Raw genomic sequence first — 23,837 nt, forward strand, 5'->3', positions numbered from 1 at the left:
GCTCATGACCGACGCATCCGGCGGTCCGCCGGTCGGGGATCGTCCCGGCGAGGGCGAGGCCGGGCCTCCGCCTCCGCCTCCGGGAGACCCATCCCAGGCGTTCCAAACGCATGTGCGGGCCGCGCGCGCCGAGTTCGAGAACCAGGTGGCGCACGCCCGCGCCGAGTTCGACCAGGCGAACGAGCGACTGAAAGAACGCACGGGCCGCGATCTGGTCGTCGCCATCCTGATCGCGCTCGGCATCGGTGCCGCCCTGCTGGCGTCGCTGATCTTCTTCAAGTGGGTGTTCGTCGTCTTCGCGCTGGGAGCCAGCACGCTCGCGCTGTTCGAGATCACCCGCGCCATGCAGGCAGCGGGCCGCCGTGTCGATCTGGTGCCGCAGCTCATCGCCGGCACCCTGCTCGTCCTCGGCGGTGTCTTCCTCGAGCTCTGGCTGCTGTGGGTGGCGATCTTCGCCGCGGTCGCGTTCGTCATCGTCTGGCGGATGGTCGGGCAGATGTTCGACGGCGACGGTCGCACCTACGGCGAGGTGCTGCGGGATGTGCTGACAGCGGGTTTCATCCAGCTGTACGTCCCGTTCTTCGCCAGCCTGTGCGTGCTGCTGGTCCGACAGGAGGGCGGGGAATGGTGGGTTCTCGCGTTCATCATCGTGACCGTCGCATCCGACACCGGCGCCTACGCCACCGGACTCTCCTTCGGCAAGCATCCGATGGCCCCCCGCATCAGTCCCAAGAAGACGTGGGAAGGGTTCGCGGGAGCGGCTGCCGCGTCCCTCGTCGCCGGCGTCCTCCTGGCATTGTTCATGCTGGGGCTGCCCTGGTGGACGGGCCTCGTGTTCGGCGCCGTCATCCTGGCGACGGCCACCGCAGGAGACCTCGGAGAGTCGATGGTCAAGCGCGACCTCGGCATCAAGGACATGAGCTCCTGGCTGCCCGGCCACGGGGGAGTCCTCGATCGTCTCGACTCGATCCTTCCCTCGACCGTGGGCGCCCTCGCCCTGTACTACCTGCTCACCCCTCTGGCGGCCTGATGACCATCGACGAACAAGACGACCGCGACGACGCCGTCGCCGCGCAGGACCCCCAGTACGCGCTGTTCGCGGTGACATCCGGGCGCACGAAGGGCTATGAACGACGCGCCGTGGACGCCTTCATGGCACAAGCGCGCGCGGCATTCGAATCGGAGGAGCACGCGGATCGTGCACCTGAGCAGGGTGGTACGGATGCTGCGACCACCGGCGCCGACGAAAACTCGGGGACCACGACGCTGTTCCGTGCCGAGCTCGTGCGCCGGGTGGCGTTCCCGCTCGTGCGACACGGCTACGCGATTGCGGCGGTGGATGCCGCCCTGTCGCGCATCGAGGACGCTTTCGCCGCTCTCGAACGCGAACGCGTCGTGACCGCGGTCGGCCCGGCCGAGTGGGTGGGTGCGACGCGGGCCACGGCTCAGGTCGTACTGGACCGCCTCAGCCGCCCACGGGGGCAGCGGTTCGAGAAAGTCGGTGTGATGCGCTACGGGTACCGCGTCGACGAGGTCGACCTCGTCGCCGACAAGATCGCGCGCTACCTCGCAGCGGGGGAGACGGTGACGGTCGAGCAGGTCCGGGCGGTGGCGTTCCGCATGCAGCGCGGCGGGTATCGCGAAGCCCAGGTCGATGCCGTGCTGGATTCGGTCGTCGAAGTGATGCTCGCCGTCGCCTGAGCGCACCGCGAGCGGATGGCGTGCCCGCGGGCGCCCCGGTAGACTCGGGCCACTGTGACCCCCGGCGATGAGATGACACCCGGCCCGTCGCGCGCCGTGCGCCGGGCCGCGGATGCTCCGCCCCTGCGCAGCGAGGTCGGACGGACTCGGCCGCGGTGGTCTCGCAGCCGCGGTGTGCTGAGTGTGTTCGCCGCGATGGCCGCTGTCGGCTTCGTGGCTGCGTACGTCGGACCCATCGGGGTCTCCCTCTCGAAGGCCGAAGCCGTCGAACCGCCCGCGACGCTGTACTCGATCACCCTCGGCGACGCGCAGTCGCTGCGGGTCAGCGGCACCGCCGCAGAGGCAGACGGACCCGAGCTGGCGCGGGGCAACTACGAGGTGTACGTCACACCGACACCGACCCCGACCCCTACGCCCACGAAGAAGGCGACCGGCACGTCGTCGTCCGAGTCCGAGTCCGAGCCGGAGTCGAGCTGGACACCGCCGTTCGCGTCACCGGACCCCGGGAGCGCGCAGTCGATAGCCTTCGACATGGTGATGGCCCGCGGATGGAGCAACGACGACTTCTCCTGCCTCGTCGCGCTCTGGAACCGGGAATCCGGATGGCGCGTCAACGCCTACAACGCCGGCAGCGGAGCGTATGGAATTCCGCAGGCGCTTCCCGGCAACAAAATGGCCAGCGCGGGCGCGGACTGGGAAACCAGCGCCGCGACGCAGATCGCCTGGGGCCTGGGCTACATCGGCGGTCGCTACGGCACGCCGTGCGGGGCGTGGGCGCACTCGAACAGCTCCGGCTGGTACTGAGCTCGTGCCGCGGTCGAACCGCCGTCATCCGTCTCCCGAGGACGATGACGCTCTGACGAGGATGATCGCGGGGTGGAAGCGCACCGAGGTACGCCGTGGTGTCGAGTGGGTGGTGCAGCCCGTGGCCGCATCACGGGCGCAGAAGTCCTACGTCTGCCCCGGTTGTGGACGCAACGTCGAATCGGGCGCGGCGCACGTCGTCGCGTGGCGTGCGGACGGTGTGCTCGGCGACACGGCAGACCTGGCCGCACGGCGCCACTGGCACACGCACTGTTGGAGGATTGCCTGATGGAGATACGTGGACCCCGACTGCTTCCCGCCCACCGGGAGGACATCGAGCTCACCACCGTGGACGGGCTGACCCTCGTCGGCGAGCTGGCGACCCCGCGGGACGTCGAGCCGGTGGCGACCCTGGTCACCCTGCACCCCCTTCCGACCGCAGGTGGTTTCATGGACTCGCACATCCTGCGGAAGGCTGCCGCACGTCTTCCGGCACAGGCCGAGGTGGCGGTCCTCCGATTCAACACACGCGGCACCGTCTCACCGCGAGGGACGAGCGAGGGCTCGTTCGACGGCGGTCGCGCCGAGGCGTTCGACCTGGCCGCGGCGATGGACTTCGTCCGCGAGCGCTCGCTCCCGCATCCGTGGCTCGTCGGATGGTCCTTCGGCACGGAGATCGCCCTCAAGTACGGGCGCGATCACGATGCGGAGGGGGTGATCCTGCTCTCGCCGCCGCTCCACCGCGCGACTCCGGAGGAGGTGGCGGCGTGGGCCGGGGATCCCCGTCCCCTCATCGCGTTGATCCCCGAGTTCGACGACTATCTCCGGCCGGCGGAGGCCGTCGCCCGCTTCTCGACCGTTCCCGGCGCCGTGCTCATTCCCATCGAGGGCGGACGACACCTCTGGGTGGGGGAGACGCAGACGCGGCGGGTGCTGACCGAGATCGTCGCTGCGGTCAACCCCGACGCCCTGCCGCTGGCCACCGAATGGGCGGACGAGGCCTAACGCTCGTTCATCCGCGGGATGACGACCTGACGGTAGATGATCAGGATGCTGGCCGCCACCGGGATCGCGATCAGTGCGCCGAGCAGACCCAGCAGCGAACCGCCCGCCAGCGCCGCGATCACCACCACAGCGCCCGGCACGGAGACGGCCCGGTTCATGATGCGCGGCGAGATCACATACGCCTCGATCTGCATGTAGATGAGGTAGTAGATCGCCGCGATGAGGGCTGTCGTGGGCGAGCCGAGTCCGAGACACGTCAGGACGATCAGCGCCGAACCGGTCAGGGTGCCGACCAGCGGGATGAGGGAGAAGAAGAACGCCACGACGGCGAGCACGGCCGGGAACGGCGCCCCGATGATCGTGAGGAAGATCGCGCTCAAGATGCCGTTGATGACACCCATGCTCACCTGGCCCATGACGTAGTAGCCCACGGAATCGGTGATCTGCTCGGACAGGTCGATGAAGCGCGAGCGCTTCGACGCGGGCACGAGCTGGTAGATGGCGGCCTTCAGGTTCGGAGTGGAGGCGGTGAAGTAGATCGTGAGGATGACGACGATGAACGTGCCGGTGAACCCCGCGAGGATGGATGCGCCGACCGCGATGATGCCGCCGCCGATCGAACCGTAGTCGAGGGTGGCGACCCAGTTCTGCAGATACTTCGTGACCTCATCGAGGTTCAGGTTCGGGAAGGTCGCAGTGAGCCAGTTCTCGACGTCCTTGAGGAAGGTCCCCGACTGGGCGATGTCGGTGATGGTGCCGACCAACTGGGTGATCTGCGACGCGATGATCGGCACGACCATCAGCACGATGCCCGCCAGAACGAGGAGCACCGCGAGCAGGGTGATCAACACCGCCGCCCATCGGGGGAGCTTGCGACGCTCGAGGAACGACACCACCGGTTCGAGGCCGAGGGACAGGAACAGAGCTGTGCCCACGTAGAGGAGAATCGTCGACAGAGTCTGGATGCTGCCGATCAGCAGGAGTCCCACGCCCACGCCCAGTGTGGCGACGAGCGCCACACGGAACGGATTTTGAATCTTCACGATGCTCCAGACTTTTCCGGCGAGGTCCCGACGGGTGTGTGGCAAGGATACTGACAATGCACTCGCAGACCGTTTCCGCGGTGCTCTCTGGGGACTTTCAGGAGATCTTGGCTAGTCTGTAACGTCGAGTCAAAGGTCTGTCGTCACATCGGCGGGCCCCGAGGAGTGTATTTCGTGCGTTTCGTGTGGGCGGTCGTGGCATTCGTTCTCGCCGCGGTGATGATCGGTGCCGGCATCGCCCAGCGCACCATCTTCCAGGGGCCGAAGACCGAGACCGCAGCGATCTCCGTGACTCAGGACGCGCCGTACACCCTGATCGACGGGGCCGTACTCAACGCCCTCCCCGGTGCCCAGACGCTGCGCGCCGCAAGGTCCGGGGCGGTGTTCGCTTCGTACGGTCGAACGGCCGACGTGAAAGCCTGGCTCGCGGACGTCCCCCACAACGAGGTGAGCCTCGCGTCGGACGGGACGATCACGACCTCGCCCATCGAGCCCGATGCGGACTCCACGGCAGCCCCCGAGCCCGCAGACGGCACGGAGGCGGGCGACACCACGACTGCCGAGGCCACGGCCGTACCGCAGAGTCCTATCGGCTCGGACCTCTGGTTGGACGAATTCCAGCAGGAGGACGAGCTCGTGGCGCCCCTTCAGCTGCCCGACACCATGAGCGTGCTCATCGCCAGTGACGGCACCGCGCCCGCACCCGCAGACATCTCGATCTCGTGGCCGGTGGCCCGCAGCACGCCGTGGGCGGGCCCGCTCATCGTCGGCGGTGCCATCCTCATGGCGATCGGCGTCTTCCTCTACGTCCTGGGAATCCGCCACGCGCGGCGTTCGCGCGGTCCTCGTCGCAAGGGCCTCCCGGTGGCGGTGACCGAGCCGATCGACCTCGCTGTGGAAGGCGCCCAGAAGGGCGTGATCAGTTCCGGCTCCACCCGTCGCAGCCTTTCGCGAGGCAGACGTGCCTTCGCCGTCGTGCCAGCGATCGGCGTGTCCGCACTGCTCTTCGCCGGGTGCACCGCGGATTCATGGCCGTCCCTGGCAGGCAGCCCGACGCCGAGCCCCTCGGCCACCGTCATCGTGCCCGAGGGCCAGCAGGCGCCCGCCGTCACGGAGGCCCAGGCCGAGCGGATCCTCACGCGCATCGCGGACACGGTCGCCGATGCCGACGCGAACCGCGACCCTGCACTCGCCGCCACACGACTGGACGGCGCGCCGCTCGCAGAGCGCTCCACCAACTACACCCTCGGTGCGGCCGTACCCGACTATGCCGCCATGCCGGCGATCCAGACCTCACCGCTGAAGATCGTGCTGCCGCAGGCTTTCGATTCGTGGCCTCGCACCGTCATGACGGTCGTCGACGACCAGGACGACAAAGTCTCGAGCATCATGCTGATGACGCAGCAGGACGCCTGGTCTCCCTACAAGCTGTCGTACCTCGCGAACCTCGAAGCCGCCACCGAGATGCCCGACCTCGCGGCGTCCTACGTCGGCGCCACACAAGTGGCCCCCGACTCCCCGTTCCTGGTCATGACCCCCGACGAGCTGGCAACCGCGTACGCGGACATCCTCACCAACGGTGACCAGAGCACGTACTTCGCACAGTTCGACACCGACGGCGACCAGTTCCGCGTGAGTGTGGCCGCCGACCGGCAGCGGCGGCTGGACGAGTTCAATCAGACCGCAGCGTCGACCGGCTCCCTCACGTTCTCGACAACGCCGGGTGCGGAGAGCCCGCTCGCTCTGGCGACGCTCGAGAGCGGCGCGATCGTGGCCGTGAACCTGAACGAGACGGACACGGTCAAGCCGACGAACGCTGAGGCCGTCATCAAGTTGACCAACAACGCCACGGTCAAGGCCCTCGCCGGCGCGGAGCAGTCCTCGACGGGCTTCACGACCACGTACAGTGATCAGCTGTTCTTCTATGTGCCCTCGCAGGGCTCGACCGAGAAGATCCGCTTGCTCGGGTACTCCTCGAACATCCTCGACGCGAAAGTGATTCCGTGACCGATCCCGCACCCGGTGCCGTCCTGCGCGGCGCCGTCGACCTGTCCTCGCTGCGCAACCGGCCGGCCGCGCCGGTGTCGGCACCCCCCTCAGCCGACGGTGGCGCCGGCGCCGCGTCATCCGTCCCGTCGCTCGTCATCGATGTGACGGACGCGACGTTCCCGCAGGTGCTCGAGCTCTCGCGGACCGTTCCCGTCGTCGTCGACCTGTGGGCCGAATGGTGCGGGCCGTGCAAGCAGCTGAGCCCCCTCCTCGAGAAAGTCGTCCGCGAGCTCGCAGGCAGGGTCGTCCTCGCCAAGGTCGACGTCGACGCGAACCCGCAGCTCGCGCAGGCGTTCCGCGCCCAGTCGATCCCCATGGTCGTAGCCCTCCTCGCAGGGCAGCCGGTGCCGATGTTCACCGGAGCAGTCCCCGAGCAGCAGGTGCGCGACGTGTTCACGCAGCTGCTGCAGCTCGCGCAGCAGAACGGCGTCACCGGCTCTGTGGACGTCGATGCGGATGACTCGGCACGTGCCGACGAGACCCCGGCGGAGCCCGAGCTCCCTCCGTTGCACGCGGCCGCGTTCGCGGCGATCGAGGCCGGCGACTACGCCGCGGCGGCCACCGCCTACGAGCAGGCATTGACGGAGAACCCGCGCGATGAGGATGCGCGTGCGGGGCTGGGTCAGGTGCGGTTGCTCGACCGGGTCCAGCACCTCGACCTGCAGGCCGTCCGGTCGGCAGCCGCGGCGAACCCGCTCGACATCCCCGCCCAGCTCGACGCGGCCGACCTCGATCTCGCGGGCGGGCACATCGAGGATGCCTTCGGTCGACTGCTCGAGCTGTTCGGCTCGCTTGCCGCCGACGAGCGGTCGCCGGTGCGCGATCGACTGCTCGAGCTGTTCGGACTCGTCGGCGATGCGGATCCCCGCGTGCTCGTCGCCCGTCGCCGGCTCACGTCGCTGCTGTTCTGACGGGCTGGGGTCGAGCCCGGACAGGGCCCGACCCACACGCGCGAATCGCTACGCGCCGGCCTCGTGGCTCAGCCAGATCACGCCGAGCGGAGGCAGCACCATCCGGGCAAAACCGCCGTCGCCGGCGTGAACGGTACCGAGGTTGCCGACGCCTGAGCCTCCGTACTCCTGCACGTCGCTGTTGAGGATCTCCCGCCACACCCCGGCCTCGGGCAGTTCGACTTCGTAGTCGTGCACGGGCACGCCCGAGAAGTTGCAGATCACTGCCACGACGTTGCCGTGCCAGTCCCGACGTGAGAATGCGCTGACGTTCGGATTCCAGGTGGGCGCGCCCAGGCGTGCGAATGCATCACCGTCGCTGTCCCGCGCCCACATGGCCGAATGGTCGCGATACGCGCGGTTCAGGGTGCCCACGAAGGACTGCAACTCGGCGTGCGCGGGCTGATCGAGCATCCACCAGTCGAGGCCCCGGGACTCGGACCACTCCGACATCTGACCGAACTCCTGTCCCATGAACAGCAGCTGCTTGCCGGGGTGACCCCACATGTAGGCGAGGAAGGCGCGCATGTTCGCGAGCTTCTGCCAGTGGTCGCCGGGCATGCGGGTGAACAGGCTGCCCTTGCCGTGCACGACCTCGTCATGGCTGATGGGGAGCACGAAGTTCTCACTGAACGCGTACACGAACGAGAACGACAGCTCACCCTCGTGGTGCGAGCGGTACATGGGGTCGCGGGCGAAGTACTGCAAGGAGTCGTTCATCCACCCCATGTTCCACTTGAACCCGAAGCCCAGCCCGCCCTGGCTGGTGGGCGCCGTCACACCGGGGAAGCTCGTCGATTCCTCGGCGATCATCGCGATGCCGGGATAGCGCTTGTACGCGGTGGCGTTGACCTCCTGCAGGAAACGCAGTGCTTCCAGGTTCTCGCGGCCGCCGAACTCATTCGGGGCCCATTCGCCCTCCTCGCGCGAGTAGTCGAGGTACAGCATCGAGGCCACGGCATCCACCCGCAGGCCGTCGACGTGGAACTCCTCGAACCAGAACAGCGCGTTCGCGACGAGGAAGTTGCGCACCTCATTGCGCCCGTAGTCGAAGATCAGCGTGCCCCAGTCCTTGTGCTCGCCGCGGCGAGGATCGGGATGCTCGTACAGCGCCTCGCCGTCGAATTGGGCGAGGGCGAAGGCGTCGCGGGGGAAATGGCCGGGTACCCAGTCCATGATCACGCCGATGTCGGCCTGATGGAGCCGGTCGATGAGGTATCGCAGATCGTCCGGGTGGCCGAACCGACTCGTCGCGGCGTAGTAGCCCGTCACCTGGTATCCCCAGGATCCGCCGAACGGATGCTCGGCGAGAGGGAGGAACTCGATGTGCGTGAAGCCCTGCGCGGTCACGTACTCGATCAGCTGATCAGCCGCGTCGCGGTAGGTCAGCCCGGGACGCCACGATGCGAAGTGCAGTTCGTAGACCGACATGGGCTGCGAGATCGGTGTGGAGACGGCCCGCCGATCCATCCAGGCGCGGTCCTCCCATTCGTAGTGGGACTCCGTCACGACCGATGCCGTCGCCGGCGGGACCTCCGCCTGACGAGCCATGGGGTCGGCCTTGAGGATCCACCCGCCGTTCCGCGTCAGCAGCTCGAACTTGTAGGAGGCACCGGCGCCGACGCCGGGGATGAACAGCTCCCACACCCCGGACCCGCCCATGGAGCGCATCGAGTGCGCCTGCCCGTCCCACTCGTTGAACGAGCCCACGACGCGCACCGCCCGGGCATTCGGCGCCCAGACCGTGAAGGCCGTGCCGAGCGACCCGTCGTGATCGCGCACATGCGCACCGAGGACCGTCCACAGCTCCTCGTGACGACCCTCGCGGATGAGGTGGAGGTCGAGCTCTCCCAGCGTGGGTCCGTGACGATACGGGTCGTCGACGCTGAAGGACGGGGCATCCGCGTACGTGGTCTCGATGACGTACCGACCCGGGTCACCGGAGTGCGCACCTTCCCAGATACCCCCTCGGAGGTGATCGAGACCGACGCGGGTACCGTCGTCGAACACGGCGGTCACCGTGTCGGCGAGTGGACGACGAGCGCGGACGACCCAGGGAGCGCCCGTGTCATCACCGCTCCCACGGTGGAGTCCGAGTACGCCGTGCGGATCGTGATACGAACCCGTCGCGATCGTGTCGAGGGTGCGGTCGTCGATCGTGGTCATCGTGTTTCCCTGACGTGAAGGATGTGGACGGGTTCGGTGAAAGCGTCGAGTCGCACGAAGTTGTGATCGGACCAGGTCCACACAGCACCGGTCACGAGGTCCTCGACATCGAACGGCGTCCCGGGGGCGACGCCCCAGACGCGCGTGTCGAGGTGGACCATCGTCTGACGGACCGAGTGAGCGTCGACGTTCGCGATCACGATGATCGTGTCCGATGTCCCGTCGGGGGAGAGCGCGGCATCGAGATGCTTGGAGAACACGAGGATCGCGTCGTCGTCGCTCCAGTGCACGTCGATGTTGCGCAGCTGCCGGAGCGCGGGATGCGCGCGTCGGATCTCATTGAGTCGACGGAGGTAGGGAGCCAGCGAGTCGCCCCGCTCTTCGGCGCCCTCCCAGTCCCGCACCTTGTATTCATACTTCTCGTTATCGAGATTCTCCTCGGAGCCCGGTCGGGCCACACTCTCGTACAGTTCGTATCCGGCGTACACACCGTAGGTCGGGGCGCCGGTGGCGGCGAGCGCGGCCCTCACCTTGTAGCCGGGGCGCCCTCCGTACTGCAGGTACTCCGTGAGGATGTCGGGAGTGTTCACGAAGAGGTTCGGGCGCAGGAAGTCAGCGGTGTCGGTGGCGAGACCCGTCAGGAACTCCTCGAGCTCCTCCTTCGTGTTGCGCCACGTGAAGTAGGTGTAGCTCTGCTGAAAGCCCGCCTTCGCAAGACCCTGCATGACAGCGGGCCGCGAGAAGGCCTCGGCGAGGAAGACGATGTCGGGTCGTTCCGCGTTCACCGTGCGGATGAGCCACTCCCAGAACTGCAGCGGCTTGGTGTGGGGATTGTCGACGCGGAAGATCGTCACGCCCTGGGCGATCCAGTGCCTGACCACCCGCAGCGCCTCGGCGTAGATTCCTGCCGGATCATTGTCGAAGTTGATCGGATAGATGTCCTGGTACTTCTTCGGCGGGTTCTCCGCGAAGGCGATCGTGCCGTCCGGAAGGGTCGTGAACCACTCCGGATGCTCTGATACCCACGGGTGATCCGGCGCGGCCTGCATCGCGAAGTCGAGGGCGATCTCGAGGCCCTCCGCGCGAGCGGCGCGCACGAAGGCACGGAAGTCGGCGATCGACCCGAGATCGGGATGGACGACGTCATGACCGCCCGCGGCGGAGCCGATGGCCCACGGCGAACCCGGATCGCCGTCCTTCGGATCGAGGCTGTTGTTCGGACCCTTGCGGTTGATCGTGCCGATGGGGTGGATCGGGGGCAGATACAGAACATCGAACCCCATCGCCGCGACCGCCGGCAGTCGCTTGGCAGCCGTGCGGAACGTCCCGGTCTTGATGGAGCCGTCCTTCTGCCGCTTCGCGCCCTCCGAGCGGGGGAAGAACTCGTACCACGCTCCCACGCCGGCGCGCTCCCGCTCGACGAGGAGTTCGTACGTCGGACCGACAGTGTGCAGGTTCGTCACCGGCCGTACGGCGAAGAACTCGGCCAGCACCGGATCCCCGACGATCACGAGGGCGGATTCGTCGCTGATCGCCGTGTCGCGCAGCGCGGCGGCAGCGCCCTGGAGCGCGCGGCGTTCGGCGGCATCCCGATCCTTCTCCTGGGCGGCGCGGCTCAGAAGCAGAGCGCCCATCTCCCGCATGAGCGGAGCATCGACGCCCGCCGCGATCTTGAGCTGGGCCGCGTGCTGCCACGTCGCGAATTCGTCGCCGAAGGCCTCGAAACGGAAGGACCAGATGCCCTCTTCGAGCGGCGCGATACTCGTGCGCCACCGGTCGAAGCCGTCGCCGAGCGGTGTCAGGCGATGCAGCGATTCGTCGCCGCCGGGGGCGAAGAGCCGCACGTGGACGCCGATGCTGTCGTGCCCCTCGCGGAACGCCGTCACCTGGAACGGGATCACCTCACCGGAATAGGCCGACGGCCGGAACAGGCCGTCCGGTACCGAGGGCGACGGCTGGAACAGCGGAATGCGCCCCGTGATCGTTTCCTGCTCGGGCTTCCCGGGCTGTGCAGCGCGGAGGGGGATGGGGGATGCGGCGCGCCAGGGGCGCGCAATCGCGGTTCGCGTCGTCGTGGCCACGTGTCGAACCTACCCCGCGCACCTGCCCGCCGCGTGCCGACCCGTCACTCCGCGCGAAACAGATGCATGGAAGTGCCGACGAGTTCGACCACATCACCGGGAGACAGCGTGGCCCGCTCCTGCAGGGGTGCCTCCTCGGCGCTCGACCAGAGCGAGACATAGTGCCTCACGCCCTCGATGACGGGAAGGACGACGGAGGTCGGGTGCTCGTTGCCGTGCACCATCAGCAGGATGCGGTTGAGCTTCTCGTGCTCCGGAGTGGATGTGGCGACGTACTGCAGTGTGCGGTGCTCGGGGCTGGTCCAGTTCTCGCCCGACATCGTGTTCCCGTTGCGGTCGTACCAGTCCATGACCGAGGAGTTGGGCACCCGCAGCTCCTCGTGGGCGAACCGGCTGGGGCGCAGCGCGGGGTTGGCCTGGCGCGCACGGATCAGCTGTGCGACGTGCGCACGGAGATTCTCCTGCCAGGGCGCGTGGTCCCAGGTCAGCCAGGTCAGGGCGGAGTCGTGGCAGTAGGTGTTGTTGTTCCCGCGCTGCGTGCGGGCGAACTCGTCGCCGGCGGTGATCATGGGGATGCCCGCCGACAGCAGCAGCGTGCCCATCAGATTGCGCATCGCCTTGCGTCGTGTGGCGAGGATGGCGGGGTCGTCGGTGGGGCCCTCGGCGCCGTGGTTGAACGAGCGGTTGGTGTCGGCGCCGTCCCTGTTGTGCTCGCCGTTGCCCATGTTGTGCTTGACGTCGTAGCTGACGAGGTCGCGCAGGGTGAACCCGTCGTGGGCTGTCACGAAGTTGATGCTGGCGAGCGGTCCTCGCTCGGCGCTGAAGGTGTTGGCCGAGCCCGCCAGACGATTGGCGAAGCCACCGATGCCGACGGGTGAGGTGGAGGCGCGACGGGCGTAGTCCACGTCGCTCAACCAGAAGTTGCGGACACGATCGCGGTAGCGGTCGTTCCATTCGTGCCAGCCGTCGCCGAAGTTGCCGGTCTGCCAGCCCCCCATCCCGACGTCCCAGGGCTCGGCGATCATCTTGACGCCGGCCAGCGCCGGGTCGTCGATGACGGCGGTGAGCAGGGGGTGCTCGGGATCGAAGGTGTGCTGGGCGTCGCGACCGAGAGTGGCGGCGAGATCGAAGCGGAACCCGTCGATCTGCACCTCGTTCGCCCAATAGCGCAGCGAATCGAGCACGACGCGGGCTGCGGCATCCGTCGACGTGTTGAGCGAATTGCCGCACCCGGTGACGTCGATGTACGCGCCGTCTTCCTGCTGCCGGTAGTAGTTGCGATTGTCGATACCCCGGAAGCTCGTGCGCGGTCCGCCCAGACCCTCTTCGGCGGTGTGGTTGTAGACGACGTCGAGGATCACCTCGAGCCCTGCTTCGTGCAGCAGCTTGACCATCCCCTTGAACTCGCGCAACACCGCTTCGGGCCCTTCACGGCGGTTCGCGGCGCTGGCGTAACCGGCGTGCGGGGTGAAGAAGTTCAGCGTGTTGTAGCCCCAGTAGTTCGTGAGACCGAGCTGCAGCAGGCGCGGCTCGGACGCGAAGGCGTGCACGGGGAGCAACTGCACCGAGGTGACGCCGAGGGTCAGCAGGTGATCGACCATCGCCGGGTGGGCGAGACCCGCGTACGTGCCGTGCAGCGCGGGCGGGATCAGCGGGTGGCGCTTGGTCATCCCCTTGACATGACCTTCGTAGATCACCGTCCGGTCGAGGGCCACCGCGGGCTTGGACACTCCGCCCCAGTCGAACGCACCGTTCACGACGACGGAACGCCAGTCCTCGTATCCCGCGCTGACGAGACCCCGCGCATACGGCTCGATCAGGAGGGTCCGCGGGTTGAAGGTGCTGCCGGTCGTGTGGTCGCCCTCGACCCGCACGGCGTAGCGGGCACCGGGGCGCAGGAGAGGCGTGGTCACGCTCCAGACACCGTCGCCGACGGGGGCGAGCGGGGCGGAATCCGTGATCCAGTCGAGATCGGTGTCGTCGAAGATCACCAGCTCGACACTCGTCGCGTGACCCGACCACAAGCGCAGCGTTCCTTCGCCGTCGTGCAACGTCACCCCGAGCCCGTCGAGATGCGGACTCAGCAACCCGGGATCGGGGGCGGCGACGGTGGCGGGTCGGGCGCTGGGCATGCGCTCTAGAGTAGTGAGCACAGGAGTCGATCTCGTTACGGAGGGCCCGTCCCATGCGCGCCTATCTGGACCATGCGGCAACCACCCCACTGCGTGCCGAGGCGCGTGACGCCTGGCTCGCAGCGACCGAGACGGTCGGGAACGCCTCGTCGATCCACGGCGGCGGACAGGATGCCCGCCGCCTCTTGGAGGAATCCCGGGAGCGTCTCGCCGTCGTGCTCGACTGCGATCCGGTCGAACTCGTCTTCACCTCCGGCGGGACGGAGTCGGTCAACCTCGGCCTGAAGGGCCTCTGGTGGTCGCGACCCGCAGACCGTGACACGGTGGTGCTGCCTGACGGCGAGCACCACGCCACGCTCGACTCGGTCGACTGGCTCAGGGCCCACGAGCATGCTCGGGTGAGGCCGGTCGCCCTCGACGCGCAGGCCCGCATCGATCCTGCGCGCTTCGCCGGAGCCTGCGCCGCGCCGGGGGTGGCGCTCGCGACGGCATTGGCCGCCAACAACGAGGCGGGAACCATCAACGATGCGCGCGCGCTCGCCGACGGCGCGTCGATCGCCGGGGTCCCCCTGCATCTCGACGCGATCGCCGTGCTCGGTCATGCTCCGCTCTCCTTCCGCCGGTGGCGGGCGGATGCCGCGAGCGCGACGGGCCTCGTCGCCCTCAGCGTGTCGGGGCACAAAGTCGGCGCCCCCGTCGGCATCGGCGCGCTCGTCGTCGCGCGCTCGGTCACGCCGGCGGCGCTCCTGCACGGCGGAGGGCAGCAGCGCGGCCTGCGCTCGGGAACCCAGGACGTCGCGGGGGCGGCGGCTTTCGCCGTCGCCGCTGAGCTCGCGGAGGCCGAGCGCGAGGCCGAAGCCGAGCGCCTCGGTGGACTGCGGCGATCGTTGTGGCGCGGCATCCGCTCGATCGTCCCCGCCGCCGAGCTCCTGGGCGACCCCGTCGACCGGCTGCCGGGCAGTGTTCACGTCCTCTTCCCGGACGCGGCAGGCGATGCGCTGCTGTTCCTGATGGATCGGGCCGGCGTCGCGGTCTCGACCGGGTCGGCGTGTCAGGCCGGTGTGCCCGAGCCCTCTCACGTCGTCGTGGCCATGGGGCGCGGTGAGGCGGCCGCGCGTTCCGTCCTGCGCGTGACCCTGGGGCGCACGAGCACCGCAGCAGACGTCGAGGCGTTCCTCGCCGCCCTTCCCGACGCCCACGCCCGCGCCAGCGGCGCCTCGGCACGCGCCGCCGCACGCTGATCGTGTCCGGCCCTCCCGGGGCCGAGGCCGCACGGAGAGCCGCGCGTAGACTGGTGGCATGCGTGTTCTGGCGGCCATGAGCGGGGGAGTGGACTCCGCGGTGGCAGCTGCGCGCGCCGTCGACGCGGGTCACGACGTCGTGGGAGTGCATCTCGCGCTGTCCCGCGCGGGGGGCACCCTGCGCACCGGCAGCCGCGGCTGCTGCACGATCGAAGACGCGATGGACGCGCGCCGTGCGTCCGACCTGCTCGGCATCCCGTTCTACGTGTGGGACTTCTCCGAGCGCTTCCGTGAAGACGTCATCGAGGACTTCGTCTCGGAGTACCGTGCGGGCCGTACGCCGAACCCGTGCATGCGGTGCAACGAGAAGATCAAATTCGCCGCCCTTCTGGAGCGTGCGCTCGAGCTGGGCTTCGACGCCGTGTGCACCGGGCACTATGCGACGCTGGTGCACGGAGCGGACGGCCTGGAGCTGCATCGCGCGTCGGATGCGGCGAAGGACCAGTCCTACGTCCTCGGCGTGCTGACCGCCGAGCAGCTGGCGCACACCTACTTCCCGCTCGGTTCGACGCCCTCCAAGGCGCTGGTCCGCGCGGAGGCCGAAGCGCGGGGGCTCACGGTGGCGCAGAAGCCCGACAGCCATGACATCTGCTTCATCCCCGACGGTGACACCCGCGGGTGGCTGGCCGACAAGGTGGGCACGTCGACGGGCGATGTGGTCGATCGCGACGGAACAGTGGTCGGAACCCATGAAGGCGCGCACGCCTTCACCGTCGGGCAGCGCCGCGGCCTGTCGCTCGGCGTCCCCGCGGCAGACGGCAAACCGAGGTTCGTCCTGGAGGTGCGGCCCATCTCCAACACCGTGGTGGTCGGCCCCAAGGCGGCGCTGGCCATCGCGCAGATCTCCGGCGACCGCTACAGCTGGGCGGGCGCCGCCCCGCAGGACCGGGAATTCCGATGCCACGTGCAGATCCGGGCGCACTCCGACCCCGAGCCGGCGGCCGCCGTGTGGGATGCCGCGTCGGATGCGCTCGTCGTGACACCCAACCGGCCTCTGGACGGCGTCGCGCCGGGCCAGACCGCGGTGCTCTACAGCGGCACTCGGGTGCTCGGGCAGTTCACGATCGACCGCACGGTGTCGGCGGTCCCCGCGGGCGTATGAACCGCGACCGTCGACGGTGCCATGTCGGGACCCGCTTCTAGAATGACCGGGTGACACAAGCGCAACCCGGTCTCGAGCAGGCACGCGAAGAAGCGGTGGAACTGACGGAGCGCATCCTGGGCGCTCGCGACGCGTACTACGGGCGAGACACCGAGATCGTCGACGATGCGACGTACGACGGATGGATGCACCGGCTCGACGAGATCGAACGCCTCCATCCCGAGCTCCAGGGACACGATTCACCCACCCAGACGGTCGGTGCCGCCGAGAACACGCAGTTCGCACCGGTGGAGCATGCCGAGCGCATGCTCAGCCTCGACAACGTGTTCTCCCCGGACGAGCTCCGGGACTGGTGCGTCAAGGCCGAGGAATCGGCCGGTCGCCGCGTGCGGTGGCTGACCGAGCTGAAGATCGACGGCCTCGCCATCAGCCTGCGCTACGAGAACGGCGTCCTCACGTCTGCCGCGACACGCGGCGACGGGCGAGTGGGTGAAGATGTCACGGTCAACGCCGTTCGCGTTCCGGGCATCCCGCAGCGGTTGTCGGGCGCGGGCCACCCCGCGATGGTCGAAGTGCGGGGCGAGGTCTTCATCCCGGTCGCCGCCTTCGCGCAGCTCAACTCACTGCAGGCGGACATGCGCGACCGGGCCGTCGACGAGACACGGTCACGATCGCGCAGGTTCGACGAGGAGAAGGCTCGCATCAGTGCGGAGCGCCGGTTCCCGTCCTTCGCCAATCCGCGTAACGCGGCGAGCGGAGGTCTGCGTCAGCAGCTCGAGAAGAAGGAGGGTCTCGAGCACGAGGCCGGACAGGCCCGTCTCGACTCATTGAGGCTCTTCGTCCACGGCATCGGTGCGTGGGAGCGCCCGCCGGTCTCCTCGCAGAGCGAGGTCTACGCGCTGCTGGCCGACTGGGGCCTTCCCACGAGTCCGTATTCCCGCACCTCGGACTCGATCGACGGCGTCCTCGCGTTCGTCGAGCATTACGGCGAGCACCGACACGACGTCGAGCACGAGATCGACGGCATCGTCGTCAAAGTCGATGAACTCGCCCTGCACGACGAGCTGGGGGCCACCAGCCGGGCACCGCGATGGGCGATCGCCTACAAGTACCCGCCCGAGCAGGTCAATACGAAGCTCCTCGACATCGTGGTCTCAGTCGGTCGCACCGGTCGCGCCACGCCGTTCGCGGTCATGGCACCCGCCCGGGTCGCCGGTTCGGTCGTGCGGCAGGCGACGCTGCACAACCAGGACGTCGTCCGCGCCAAGGGCGTGCTGATCGGCGACACCGTGGTGCTCCGGAAGGCAGGCGACGTCATCCCCGAAGTACTCGGGCCCGTGGTCGAACTGCGCGATGGCACGGAACGGGAGTTCGTCATGCCGACGGTGTGCCCGGAGTGCGGGACCACGCTCGCACCGGCCAAAGCGGGCGACATCGACATGCGCTGTCCCAACACGCGCGCGTGCCCCGCCCAGGTGCGCGGACGGGTGGAACACATCGGTTCGCGCGGCGGCCTCGACATCGAGGCTCTGGGGGAGGTCACCGCCGCGGCCCTCACACAGCCGACCAGCCCCGCCGTTCCGCCGCTGGAGACCGAGGCGGGGTTGTTCGAGCTCACAATGGAACAGCTCGTCCCGATCGAGGTGGTGGTGCGGGATGCCGAGACCGGCGAACCCCGAATCGACGAGAACACGGGCGAGCCGGTACGGCGGGCGCCGTTCCGGCGCAACGCTTCCGCCGTCGAGAAGAAGGGGGGCCTCGTCGGCCCGCAACCCTCGGTGCAGGCCGTGCGCCTCCTGGAAGAGCTGGAGAAGGCCAAGACCAAGGATCTGTGGCGATTCTTGGTCTCTCTCAACGTGCGTCACGTCGGTCCCGTCGCTGCGCGCGCCCTGGCGCAATGGTTCGGTTCAGTGGCCGCCGTGCAGGAAGCGTCGCGAGACGAACTGGCGGCGGTCGAAGGCGTGGGCGGAATCATCGCCGACTCGCTCGCCGAGTGGTTCGCCGTGGACTGGCATCGCGAGATCGTGGATCGGTGGCGCGCGGCGGGCGCGCAGCTCGCCACGCCCGGCCATCCGGGTCCGGGCGCGGCGGCGGCGAGCGGTGGAGTGCTCGAAGGGGTGACCGTCGTGGCCACCGGCTCACTCGAGGGTTACAGCCGGGAGGGAGCGCTGGAGGCGATCATCGCCGCCGGAGGGAAGGCGGCGTCGAGCGTCTCCAAGAAGACCGACTTCGTCGCTGCGGGTCCCGGTGCCGGCTCGAAGCTCAGCAAGGCGGAGGAGCTCGGCGTGCGTATCCTCGATGCGGCCCAGTTCAAGATCCTCGTCGAGCAGGGACCGTCCGCCCTCGACGTCCTTGACCCCGACGCCGGCTGAACGGCGACGTGCCGCCTCAGCGACATCCGCCCTACGAACCCGTCGTGAGCCTCAACAACGACTCGCGCACCTGTCGGCGCAACACCTTGCCGATGAGTGAGACCGGCAGTTCGTCCACCAGGAAGATCCGTCGCGGGACCTTGTAGGGCGTCAAGATGCTCCGTGCGAATTCGCGCATGGCCTCCACGTCGATCTCGGCCCCCGGCTCGACCACGACGGCAGCGACGACCTCCTCGCCCGAGTGATCGCTCGGCACTCCCACGACGGCGGCGTCCTTGACACCGGGGTACTGCCGCAGAGCGATCTCGACCTCGGTGGGCGCGACGTTGAATCCGCCGGTGATGATGAGCTCTTTGATGCGATCGACCACGCGCACGAATCCGGCCTCATCGATCGTGACGATGTCGCCCGTGCGGAACCAGCCGTCGACCATCACCTTCTGGGTCTCTTCCGGTTTGCCGTAGTACCCGGAGAAGACCTGCGGTCCGCGCACGATGAGCTCTCCGCGCTCGCCCGCGGGAACATCCCGGGTCGGATCGTCGGGATCGACGACGCGGCACTCGGTGCCGGGCAGCGGCAGTCCGACCGTGCCCGGCACGCGGTTGTCCGCGACCGGGTTCGCCATCAGCACGGGGGAGCATTCGCTCAACCCGTACCCTTCGACCAAGTAGCCACCGGTTGCGGCCTCGAAGGGCACCACGAGCTCGTGCGGCAACGCCATCGCGCCCGAGATCGCGACATCCGTCCCGCGCAGTGACACCCCCTGCTCTTGAGCGGCGCGGAGCAGACGATCGGCGATCGGCGGCACGAGGGGGAGGAAGGTCGCCGGGTGCTTCTTGGTGACGGCCAGCACCATGTCGGGATCGAACTTCGGGAACAGCACGAGGCGTGCGCCCATCGACATGGCGAAGGTCAGGCAGAGCGTCAGCCCATAGGCGTGGAACATCGGCAGCACGGCGTAGACGACGCAGCCGTTGCCGCGCACGATCGAGGGCACCCACGCGCGCGACTGCGCTGCATTCGAGAGCAGGTTTCGATGGGTGAGCGCAGCGCCTTTCGGCGTTCCGGTCGTGCCGCTCGTGTACTGGATGATCGCCAGATCCGAGGTGGCGGGCCGGGGGTGGCTCTGCGGCAGAGGAGTGCCGCGCTCCAGGCGTTCCCAGGCGATCGCGCCGCTGACAGGGGCGTGGAGAGCCTGTCGAGACGCGCGCGCCTTCGCGACGGGCAGCCGCAATGCCAGGCGCGTCGAGAACGGCATGGCGCGTGTCACGTCGACCGAGATGAGCGTCGCGACGGCGACATCGGCGGGGAAATCCTGCACCGAGGGGACCACCTTGCTCCACACGATCGCAACGTTGGCGCCGTGGTCTTCGAACTGCTTGCGCAACTCACGGGGGGTGTAGAGCGGATTGTGCTCGATCGCGATCGCCCCCAGACGCAGGATCGCATAGAAGGCGACGATGTGCTGCGGGCAGTTCGGCAGGACGATGGCGACCGGATCACCCGCCGTCACCCCCAGCGCCTTGAGTCCCGCCGCGGCCGTGTCGATCGCGTGCTTCAGCTCTCGGTAGGACGTCTCGCGCCCGAAGAACTGGAGGGCCGTCGCATCGGGATAGTCCCGCGCCGACGCCTCGACGATGTCGACCAGCGAGCCGCTGACAGGGTCGAGATCCTCTGGGACACCGTCGGCGTAGCTGCGGATCCAGGGGCGAGGGGGATCGTACGTCGTCGTCACGGCTTCAGCCTATGCCCGGCGAACGACCCCCCCGGGGCGCCACCCGCAGCCCGCCTAGAATGGGGGGGTGTCTGAAATCACTCCCGAACTCGTGCGCCATCTCGGTGTCCTCGCCCGGATAGACCTGAGCGATGAGGAGGTCGGGCGTCTCACCGGCCAACTCGACGTCATCGTCGACAACATCGCGAAGGTGTCGCGCGTGGCCACCGACGACATCGCCGCCACCAGTCACCCGGTGCCGTTGCAGAACGTGTTCCGCGACGACGTGGTGGGCGAGACCCTGACGCAGGCGCAGGCGCTGCAGAATGCGCCGGATGCTGCGAACGGCCGTTTTCGCGTGACGGCGATCCTGGGGGAGGAGCAGTGAGCGACATCATCCGACTCTCCGCCGCCGACCTCGCCGGAAAGCTCGCCGCGGGCGAGATCTCGAGCGTGGAGGCGACCCGGGCGCACCTCGACCGTATCGACGCCGTGGACGGCGACGTGCACGCTTTCCTCCACGTCAACGCCGCCGCCGTCGACGCGGCGGCGGCGGTCGACCGTCGACGCAGCTCGGGCGAGGCTCTCGGTCCGCTCGCCGGTGTCCCGCTGGCGATCAAGGATGTGCTGGTCACGACCGACATGCCGTCCACGAGCGGTTCGAAGATCCTCGAGGGTTACCTGTCTCCGTTCGATGCCACCGTCGTGGCGCGGGCGCGCGCCGCAGGGCTCGTGCCGCTGGGCAAGACCAACATGGACGAATTCGCGATGGGGTCTTCCACCGAGCACTCCGCCTACGGTCCGACGCACAACCCCTGGGATCTGGACCGCGTCCCGGGCGGCTCCGGCGGTGGGTCGGCCGCAGCCGTCGCCGCCTTCCAGGCCCCGCTCGCGCTGGGCAGCGACACCGGCGGGTCCATCCGTCAGCCCGCACAGCTCACCGGCACGGTGGGGCTCAAGCCCACGTACGGCGGAGTGAGCCGCTACGGTGCGATCGCGCTGGCGTCGAGCCTCGATCAAGTCGGCCCCGTCGCCCGTTCCGTCCTCGACGCAGGCCTGCTGCACGACGTGATCGGCGGTCACGACCCCCAGGACTCGACCTCCCTCACCGACATGTGGCCCTCGTTCGCCGAGGCCGCCCGGGACGGTGCGCGCGGGGACGTGCTCGCCGGGCTGCGCGTCGGCGTCATCCGCGAGCTCCCCGACAGCGGTTTCCAGCGGGGCGTTTCGGCGTCGTTCCGCGAGTCCCTCGCACTGCTCGAGGCCCACGGAGCCGAGATCGTCGAGATCAGCGCCCCGCACTTCGAGTACGGAGTGGCGGCGTACTACCTGATCCTCCCGGCCGAGGCGTCGAGCAACCTCGCGAAGTTCGACTCCGTCCGTTTCGGTCTTCGTACGCAGGTCGCCGGCACCGTCGAGGATGTCATGGCCGCCACGCGTGACGCCGGCTTCGGCGACGAGGTCAAGCGACGAATCATCCTGGGCACCTACGCCCTGAGCGCCGGGTATTACGACGCCTATTACGGCAGCGCTCAGAAGGTGCGCACGCTCATCCAGCAGGACTTCGACGCCGCGTTCGCGCAGGTGGACGTCATCGCCACGCCGACGGCGCCGACGACCGCGTTCCGTTTGGGTGAGCAGATGGAGGATCCGCTCACGATGTACCTCAACGACATCACGACCATCCCGGCGAACCTCGCAGGGGTGCCGGGCATCTCGATCCCGAGCGGTCTGGCCGCCGAGGACGGACTGCCGGTCGGCATCCAGTTCCTCGCCCCCGTCCGAGAGGACGCGCGTCTTTACCGCGTCGGCGCGGCGCTGGAAGCACTGCTCGAAGACCAGTGGGGCGGTCCGCTGCTGGATCGCGCACCGCTCCTGGGAGGGAAGGCCTGATATGGCGAAGGACCGTTTGCTCAGTTTCGACGAGGCCCTCGACCTGTACGAACCCGTCCTCGGTTTCGAGGTGCACGTCGAGCTGAACACCAAGACCAAGATGTTCTCGGCGGCGCCCAACTCGTTCGGGCGCGAGCCGAACACGGACCTCGCGCCGGTCGACCTCGGCCTCCCGGGATCGCTGCCGGTCGTGAACGGCGAGGCCGTCCGTTACTCGATCTCGCTCGGACTCGCGTTGGGGTGTTCCATCGCGCCGTCGAGCCGGTTCGCGCGCAAGAACTACTTCTATCCCGATTTGGGCAAGAACTACCAGATCTCGCAATTCGACGAGCCGATCGCCTTCGAGGGATCGGTCGACGTCGAACTGGCCGACGGATCCGTCGTGACCGTGCCGATCGAACGCGCTCACATGGAGGAGGACGCGGGAAAGCTGACGCACATGGGAGGCGCGGCCGGGCGCATCCAGGGAGCGGAGTACTCCCTCGTGGACTACAACCGCGCCGGTGTACCCCTCGTCGAGATCGTCACGAAGCCGATCTACGGCGCCGAACATCGCGCCCCCGAGATCGCGAAGGCCTACGTGCAGACGATCCGCGACATCGTTCTCTCGCTCGGCATCTCGGACGCGAAGATGGAGCGCGGCAATCTGCGGTGCGACGCGAACGTGTCGCTGCGGCCGCGCGGTCAGGAGAAGCTGGGCACGCGCACCGAGACCAAGAACGTCAACTCGATGCGGTCGGTCGAGCGGGCGGTCCAATACGAGATCCAGCGTCAAGCCGCCGTGCTGGCGGGTGGTGGGACCATCACCCAGGAGACCCGTCACTGGCATGAGGACACCGGCACGACCTCTCCCGGTCGACCGAAGTCGGACGCCGACGACTATCGGTACTTCCCCGAGCCCGACCTGCTGCCCGTCGTTCCGTCGCCGGAGCTGATCGAAGAACTGCGCGCGGCGCTTCCTGAGCCTCCTGCCGCGCGGCGTAGGCGGCTCAAGGACGCGTGGGGCTTCAGCGACCTCGAGTTCCAGGACGTGGCGAACGGCGGCATCCTCGCGGAGGTGGAGGCCACGATCGCCGCCGGCGCCACTCCGACCGCGGCGCGCAAATGGTGGACGGGCGAGATCGCCCGCCTCGCGAACGCGCAGGGACGCGAGGCCTCCGACCTGGTCTCCCCGGCAGATGTCGCCGCGGTGCAGGCGCTCGTGGACGCGGGGACGCTCAACGACAAACTTGCGCGCCAAGTGCTCGAGGGGGTCATCGCCGGGGAGGGGACTCCGCAGGAGGTGGTCGACACCCGCGGACTTGCGGTGGTGTCGGACGACGGACCGCTGATCGCTGCGATCGACGACGCGCTCGCTGCGCAGCCCGATGTCCTGGCGAAGATCCGAGAGGGAAAGGTCCAGGCGGCCGGAGCGGTCATCGGGGCGGTCATGAAGGCGATGCGGGGACAGGCGGATGCCGCCCGGGTCCGCGAGCTCGTCCTGGAGCGCGCGGCCTCATCCTGATCCGAGCTCGATCCGGTGCC

18 protein-coding genes are annotated in these 23,837 nt (G+C 68.6%); 13 read left to right on the plus strand and 5 right to left on the minus strand.

The annotated features are described in order from the left end of the window. Window positions 1–4: 4 nt before the first annotated feature. The 5 genes from ACFM35_RS05075 to ACFM35_RS05095 are packed head-to-tail and all read left to right on the plus strand — an operon-like array spanning window position 5 to window position 3,510. Window positions 5–1,030 carry a phosphatidate cytidylyltransferase gene (locus ACFM35_RS05075; RefSeq protein WP_378839188.1) on the plus strand — a complete coding sequence of 342 codons (1,026 nt, stop codon included), beginning with the start codon at window positions 5–7 and terminating at the stop codon, window positions 1,028–1,030. Then, complete coding sequence (locus ACFM35_RS05080) at window positions 1,030–1,701, plus strand: DivIVA domain-containing protein (RefSeq protein ID WP_378839191.1); 672 nt, start codon at window positions 1,030–1,032, stop codon at window positions 1,699–1,701. Before ACFM35_RS05075 ends, ACFM35_RS05080 begins: the two co-directional genes overlap by 1 nt. 54 nt (window positions 1,702–1,755) lie before the next feature. Continuing rightward, window positions 1,756–2,505 (plus strand): aggregation-promoting factor C-terminal-like domain-containing protein, encoded by a 750-nt coding sequence (locus tag ACFM35_RS05085; protein WP_378839193.1) that lies wholly within the window; start codon window positions 1,756–1,758, stop codon window positions 2,503–2,505. A gap of 4 nt (window positions 2,506–2,509) precedes the next feature. After that, window positions 2,510–2,794 (plus strand): hypothetical protein, encoded by a 285-nt coding sequence (locus tag ACFM35_RS05090; protein WP_378839195.1) that lies wholly within the window; start codon window positions 2,510–2,512, stop codon window positions 2,792–2,794. Beyond that, a complete protein-coding gene (locus ACFM35_RS05095; protein WP_378839198.1) occupies window positions 2,794–3,510 on the plus strand; it encodes an alpha/beta hydrolase in 717 nt (238 codons plus the stop codon). The genes ACFM35_RS05090 and ACFM35_RS05095 overlap by 1 nt, the downstream gene beginning before the upstream one ends. Here ACFM35_RS05095 and ACFM35_RS05100 read toward each other — a convergent pair. Then, complete coding sequence (locus tag ACFM35_RS05100) at window positions 3,507–4,553, minus strand: AI-2E family transporter (protein WP_378839200.1); 1,047 nt, start codon at window positions 4,551–4,553, stop codon at window positions 3,507–3,509. The genes ACFM35_RS05095 and ACFM35_RS05100 overlap by 4 nt on opposite strands. A 174-nt stretch (window positions 4,554–4,727) precedes the next feature. On the opposite strand from ACFM35_RS05100, the gene ACFM35_RS05105 reads away from it, so the two are divergent. Together ACFM35_RS05105 and ACFM35_RS05110 are read left to right on the plus strand one after the other, a co-directional pair. Beyond that, entirely contained in the window at window positions 4,728–6,560 is a 1,833-nt protein-coding gene (locus ACFM35_RS05105) for a DUF8094 domain-containing protein (RefSeq protein ID WP_378839203.1), read from the plus strand. Continuing rightward, a complete protein-coding gene (locus tag ACFM35_RS05110) occupies window positions 6,557–7,513 on the plus strand; it encodes a tetratricopeptide repeat protein (protein ID WP_378839206.1) in 957 nt (318 codons plus the stop codon). The genes ACFM35_RS05105 and ACFM35_RS05110 overlap by 4 nt, the downstream gene beginning before the upstream one ends. 48 nt (window positions 7,514–7,561) lie before the next feature. Here the strand turns inward: ACFM35_RS05110 and glgB are convergent, their stop codons facing one another. Genes glgB through glgX form a run of 3 tightly spaced genes read right to left on the minus strand, consistent with a single transcriptional unit; the run spans window position 7,562 to window position 13,931 of the window. Then, window positions 7,562–9,718 carry a 1,4-alpha-glucan branching protein GlgB gene (glgB, locus tag ACFM35_RS05115; RefSeq protein ID WP_378839209.1) on the minus strand — a complete coding sequence of 719 codons (2,157 nt, stop codon included), beginning with the start codon at window positions 9,716–9,718 and terminating at the stop codon, window positions 7,562–7,564. After that, complete coding sequence (locus tag ACFM35_RS05120; RefSeq protein WP_378839211.1) at window positions 9,715–11,799, minus strand: alpha-1,4-glucan--maltose-1-phosphate maltosyltransferase; 2,085 nt, start codon at window positions 11,797–11,799, stop codon at window positions 9,715–9,717. The genes glgB and ACFM35_RS05120 overlap by 4 nt, the downstream gene beginning before the upstream one ends. A gap of 44 nt (window positions 11,800–11,843) precedes the next feature. Beyond that, window positions 11,844–13,931 (minus strand): glycogen debranching protein GlgX, encoded by a 2,088-nt coding sequence (gene glgX / locus ACFM35_RS05125; RefSeq protein WP_378839214.1) that lies wholly within the window; start codon window positions 13,929–13,931, stop codon window positions 11,844–11,846. Window positions 13,932–13,984: 53 nt separating this feature from the next. Between glgX and ACFM35_RS05130 the strand changes: the two genes are divergently transcribed. From ACFM35_RS05130 to ligA, 3 genes are read left to right on the plus strand one after another with little or no spacing between them, the layout of a single operon-like run. Beyond that, on the plus strand, window positions 13,985–15,172 hold the full coding sequence (locus ACFM35_RS05130; RefSeq protein ID WP_378839217.1) for a cysteine desulfurase family protein: 1,188 nt from the start codon (window positions 13,985–13,987) through the stop codon (window positions 15,170–15,172). A gap of 58 nt (window positions 15,173–15,230) precedes the next feature. Then, entirely contained in the window at window positions 15,231–16,334 is a 1,104-nt protein-coding gene (mnmA, locus tag ACFM35_RS05135) for a tRNA 2-thiouridine(34) synthase MnmA (RefSeq protein ID WP_378839219.1), read from the plus strand. 50 nt (window positions 16,335–16,384) lie between these two features. Beyond that, window positions 16,385–18,706: an NAD-dependent DNA ligase LigA gene (ligA, locus tag ACFM35_RS05140; RefSeq protein WP_378839222.1), complete on the plus strand. Its 2,322-nt coding sequence runs from the start codon at window positions 16,385–16,387 to the stop codon at window positions 18,704–18,706. 31 nt (window positions 18,707–18,737) lie between these two features. Here ligA and ACFM35_RS05145 read toward each other — a convergent pair whose 3' ends face one another. Beyond that, window positions 18,738–20,441: a long-chain-fatty-acid--CoA ligase gene (locus tag ACFM35_RS05145; RefSeq protein WP_378839224.1), complete on the minus strand. Its 1,704-nt coding sequence runs from the start codon at window positions 20,439–20,441 to the stop codon at window positions 18,738–18,740. 67 nt (window positions 20,442–20,508) lie between these two features. Here ACFM35_RS05145 and gatC point away from each other — a divergent pair, with 67 nt between their 5' ends. From gatC to gatB, 3 genes are read left to right on the plus strand one after another with little or no spacing between them, the layout of a single operon-like run. Next, window positions 20,509–20,808 carry an Asp-tRNA(Asn)/Glu-tRNA(Gln) amidotransferase subunit GatC gene (gene gatC / locus ACFM35_RS05150; RefSeq protein WP_378839226.1) on the plus strand — a complete coding sequence of 100 codons (300 nt, stop codon included), beginning with the start codon at window positions 20,509–20,511 and terminating at the stop codon, window positions 20,806–20,808. Next, the gene (gene gatA / locus ACFM35_RS05155; RefSeq protein ID WP_378839229.1) at window positions 20,805–22,313 is read left to right on the plus strand and encodes an Asp-tRNA(Asn)/Glu-tRNA(Gln) amidotransferase subunit GatA; all 1,509 of its coding nucleotides are present in this window, start codon (window positions 20,805–20,807) and stop codon (window positions 22,311–22,313) included. The genes gatC and gatA overlap by 4 nt, the downstream gene beginning before the upstream one ends. 1 nt (window position 22,314) lies before the next feature. Beyond that, window positions 22,315–23,817, plus strand: coding sequence for an Asp-tRNA(Asn)/Glu-tRNA(Gln) amidotransferase subunit GatB (gene gatB / locus ACFM35_RS05160; RefSeq protein ID WP_378839232.1), 1,503 nt, complete (start codon window positions 22,315–22,317; stop codon window positions 23,815–23,817). The last annotated feature ends 20 nt before the right edge of the window (window positions 23,818–23,837 follow it).

Origin of the sequence: Microbacterium songi (genome assembly GCF_042747925.1) — a bacterium.
Taxonomy (GTDB): domain Bacteria; phylum Actinomycetota; class Actinomycetes; order Actinomycetales; family Microbacteriaceae; genus Microbacterium.

What these genes read in the sequence shown, in the direction of transcription:
- ACFM35_RS05075 (WP_378839188.1), top strand. Translation starts at nt 5, where the DNA reads ATGACCGACGCATCCGGCGGTCCGCCGGTCGGGGATCGTCCCGGCGAG.
- ACFM35_RS05080 (WP_378839191.1), top strand. Translation starts at nt 1,030, where the DNA reads ATGACCATCGACGAACAAGACGACCGCGACGACGCCGTCGCCGCGCAG.
- ACFM35_RS05095 (WP_378839198.1), top strand. Translation starts at nt 2,794, where the DNA reads ATGGAGATACGTGGACCCCGACTGCTTCCCGCCCACCGGGAGGACATC.
- glgB (WP_378839209.1), bottom strand. Translation starts at nt 9,718, where the DNA reads ATGACCACGATCGACGACCGCACCCTCGACACGATCGCGACGGGTTCG.
- glgX (WP_378839214.1), bottom strand. Translation starts at nt 13,931, where the DNA reads ATGCCCAGCGCCCGACCCGCCACCGTCGCCGCCCCCGATCCCGGGTTG.
- ACFM35_RS05130 (WP_378839217.1), top strand. Translation starts at nt 13,985, where the DNA reads ATGCGCGCCTATCTGGACCATGCGGCAACCACCCCACTGCGTGCCGAG.
- mnmA (WP_378839219.1), top strand. Translation starts at nt 15,231, where the DNA reads ATGCGTGTTCTGGCGGCCATGAGCGGGGGAGTGGACTCCGCGGTGGCA.
- gatB (WP_378839232.1), top strand. Translation starts at nt 22,315, where the DNA reads ATGGCGAAGGACCGTTTGCTCAGTTTCGACGAGGCCCTCGACCTGTAC.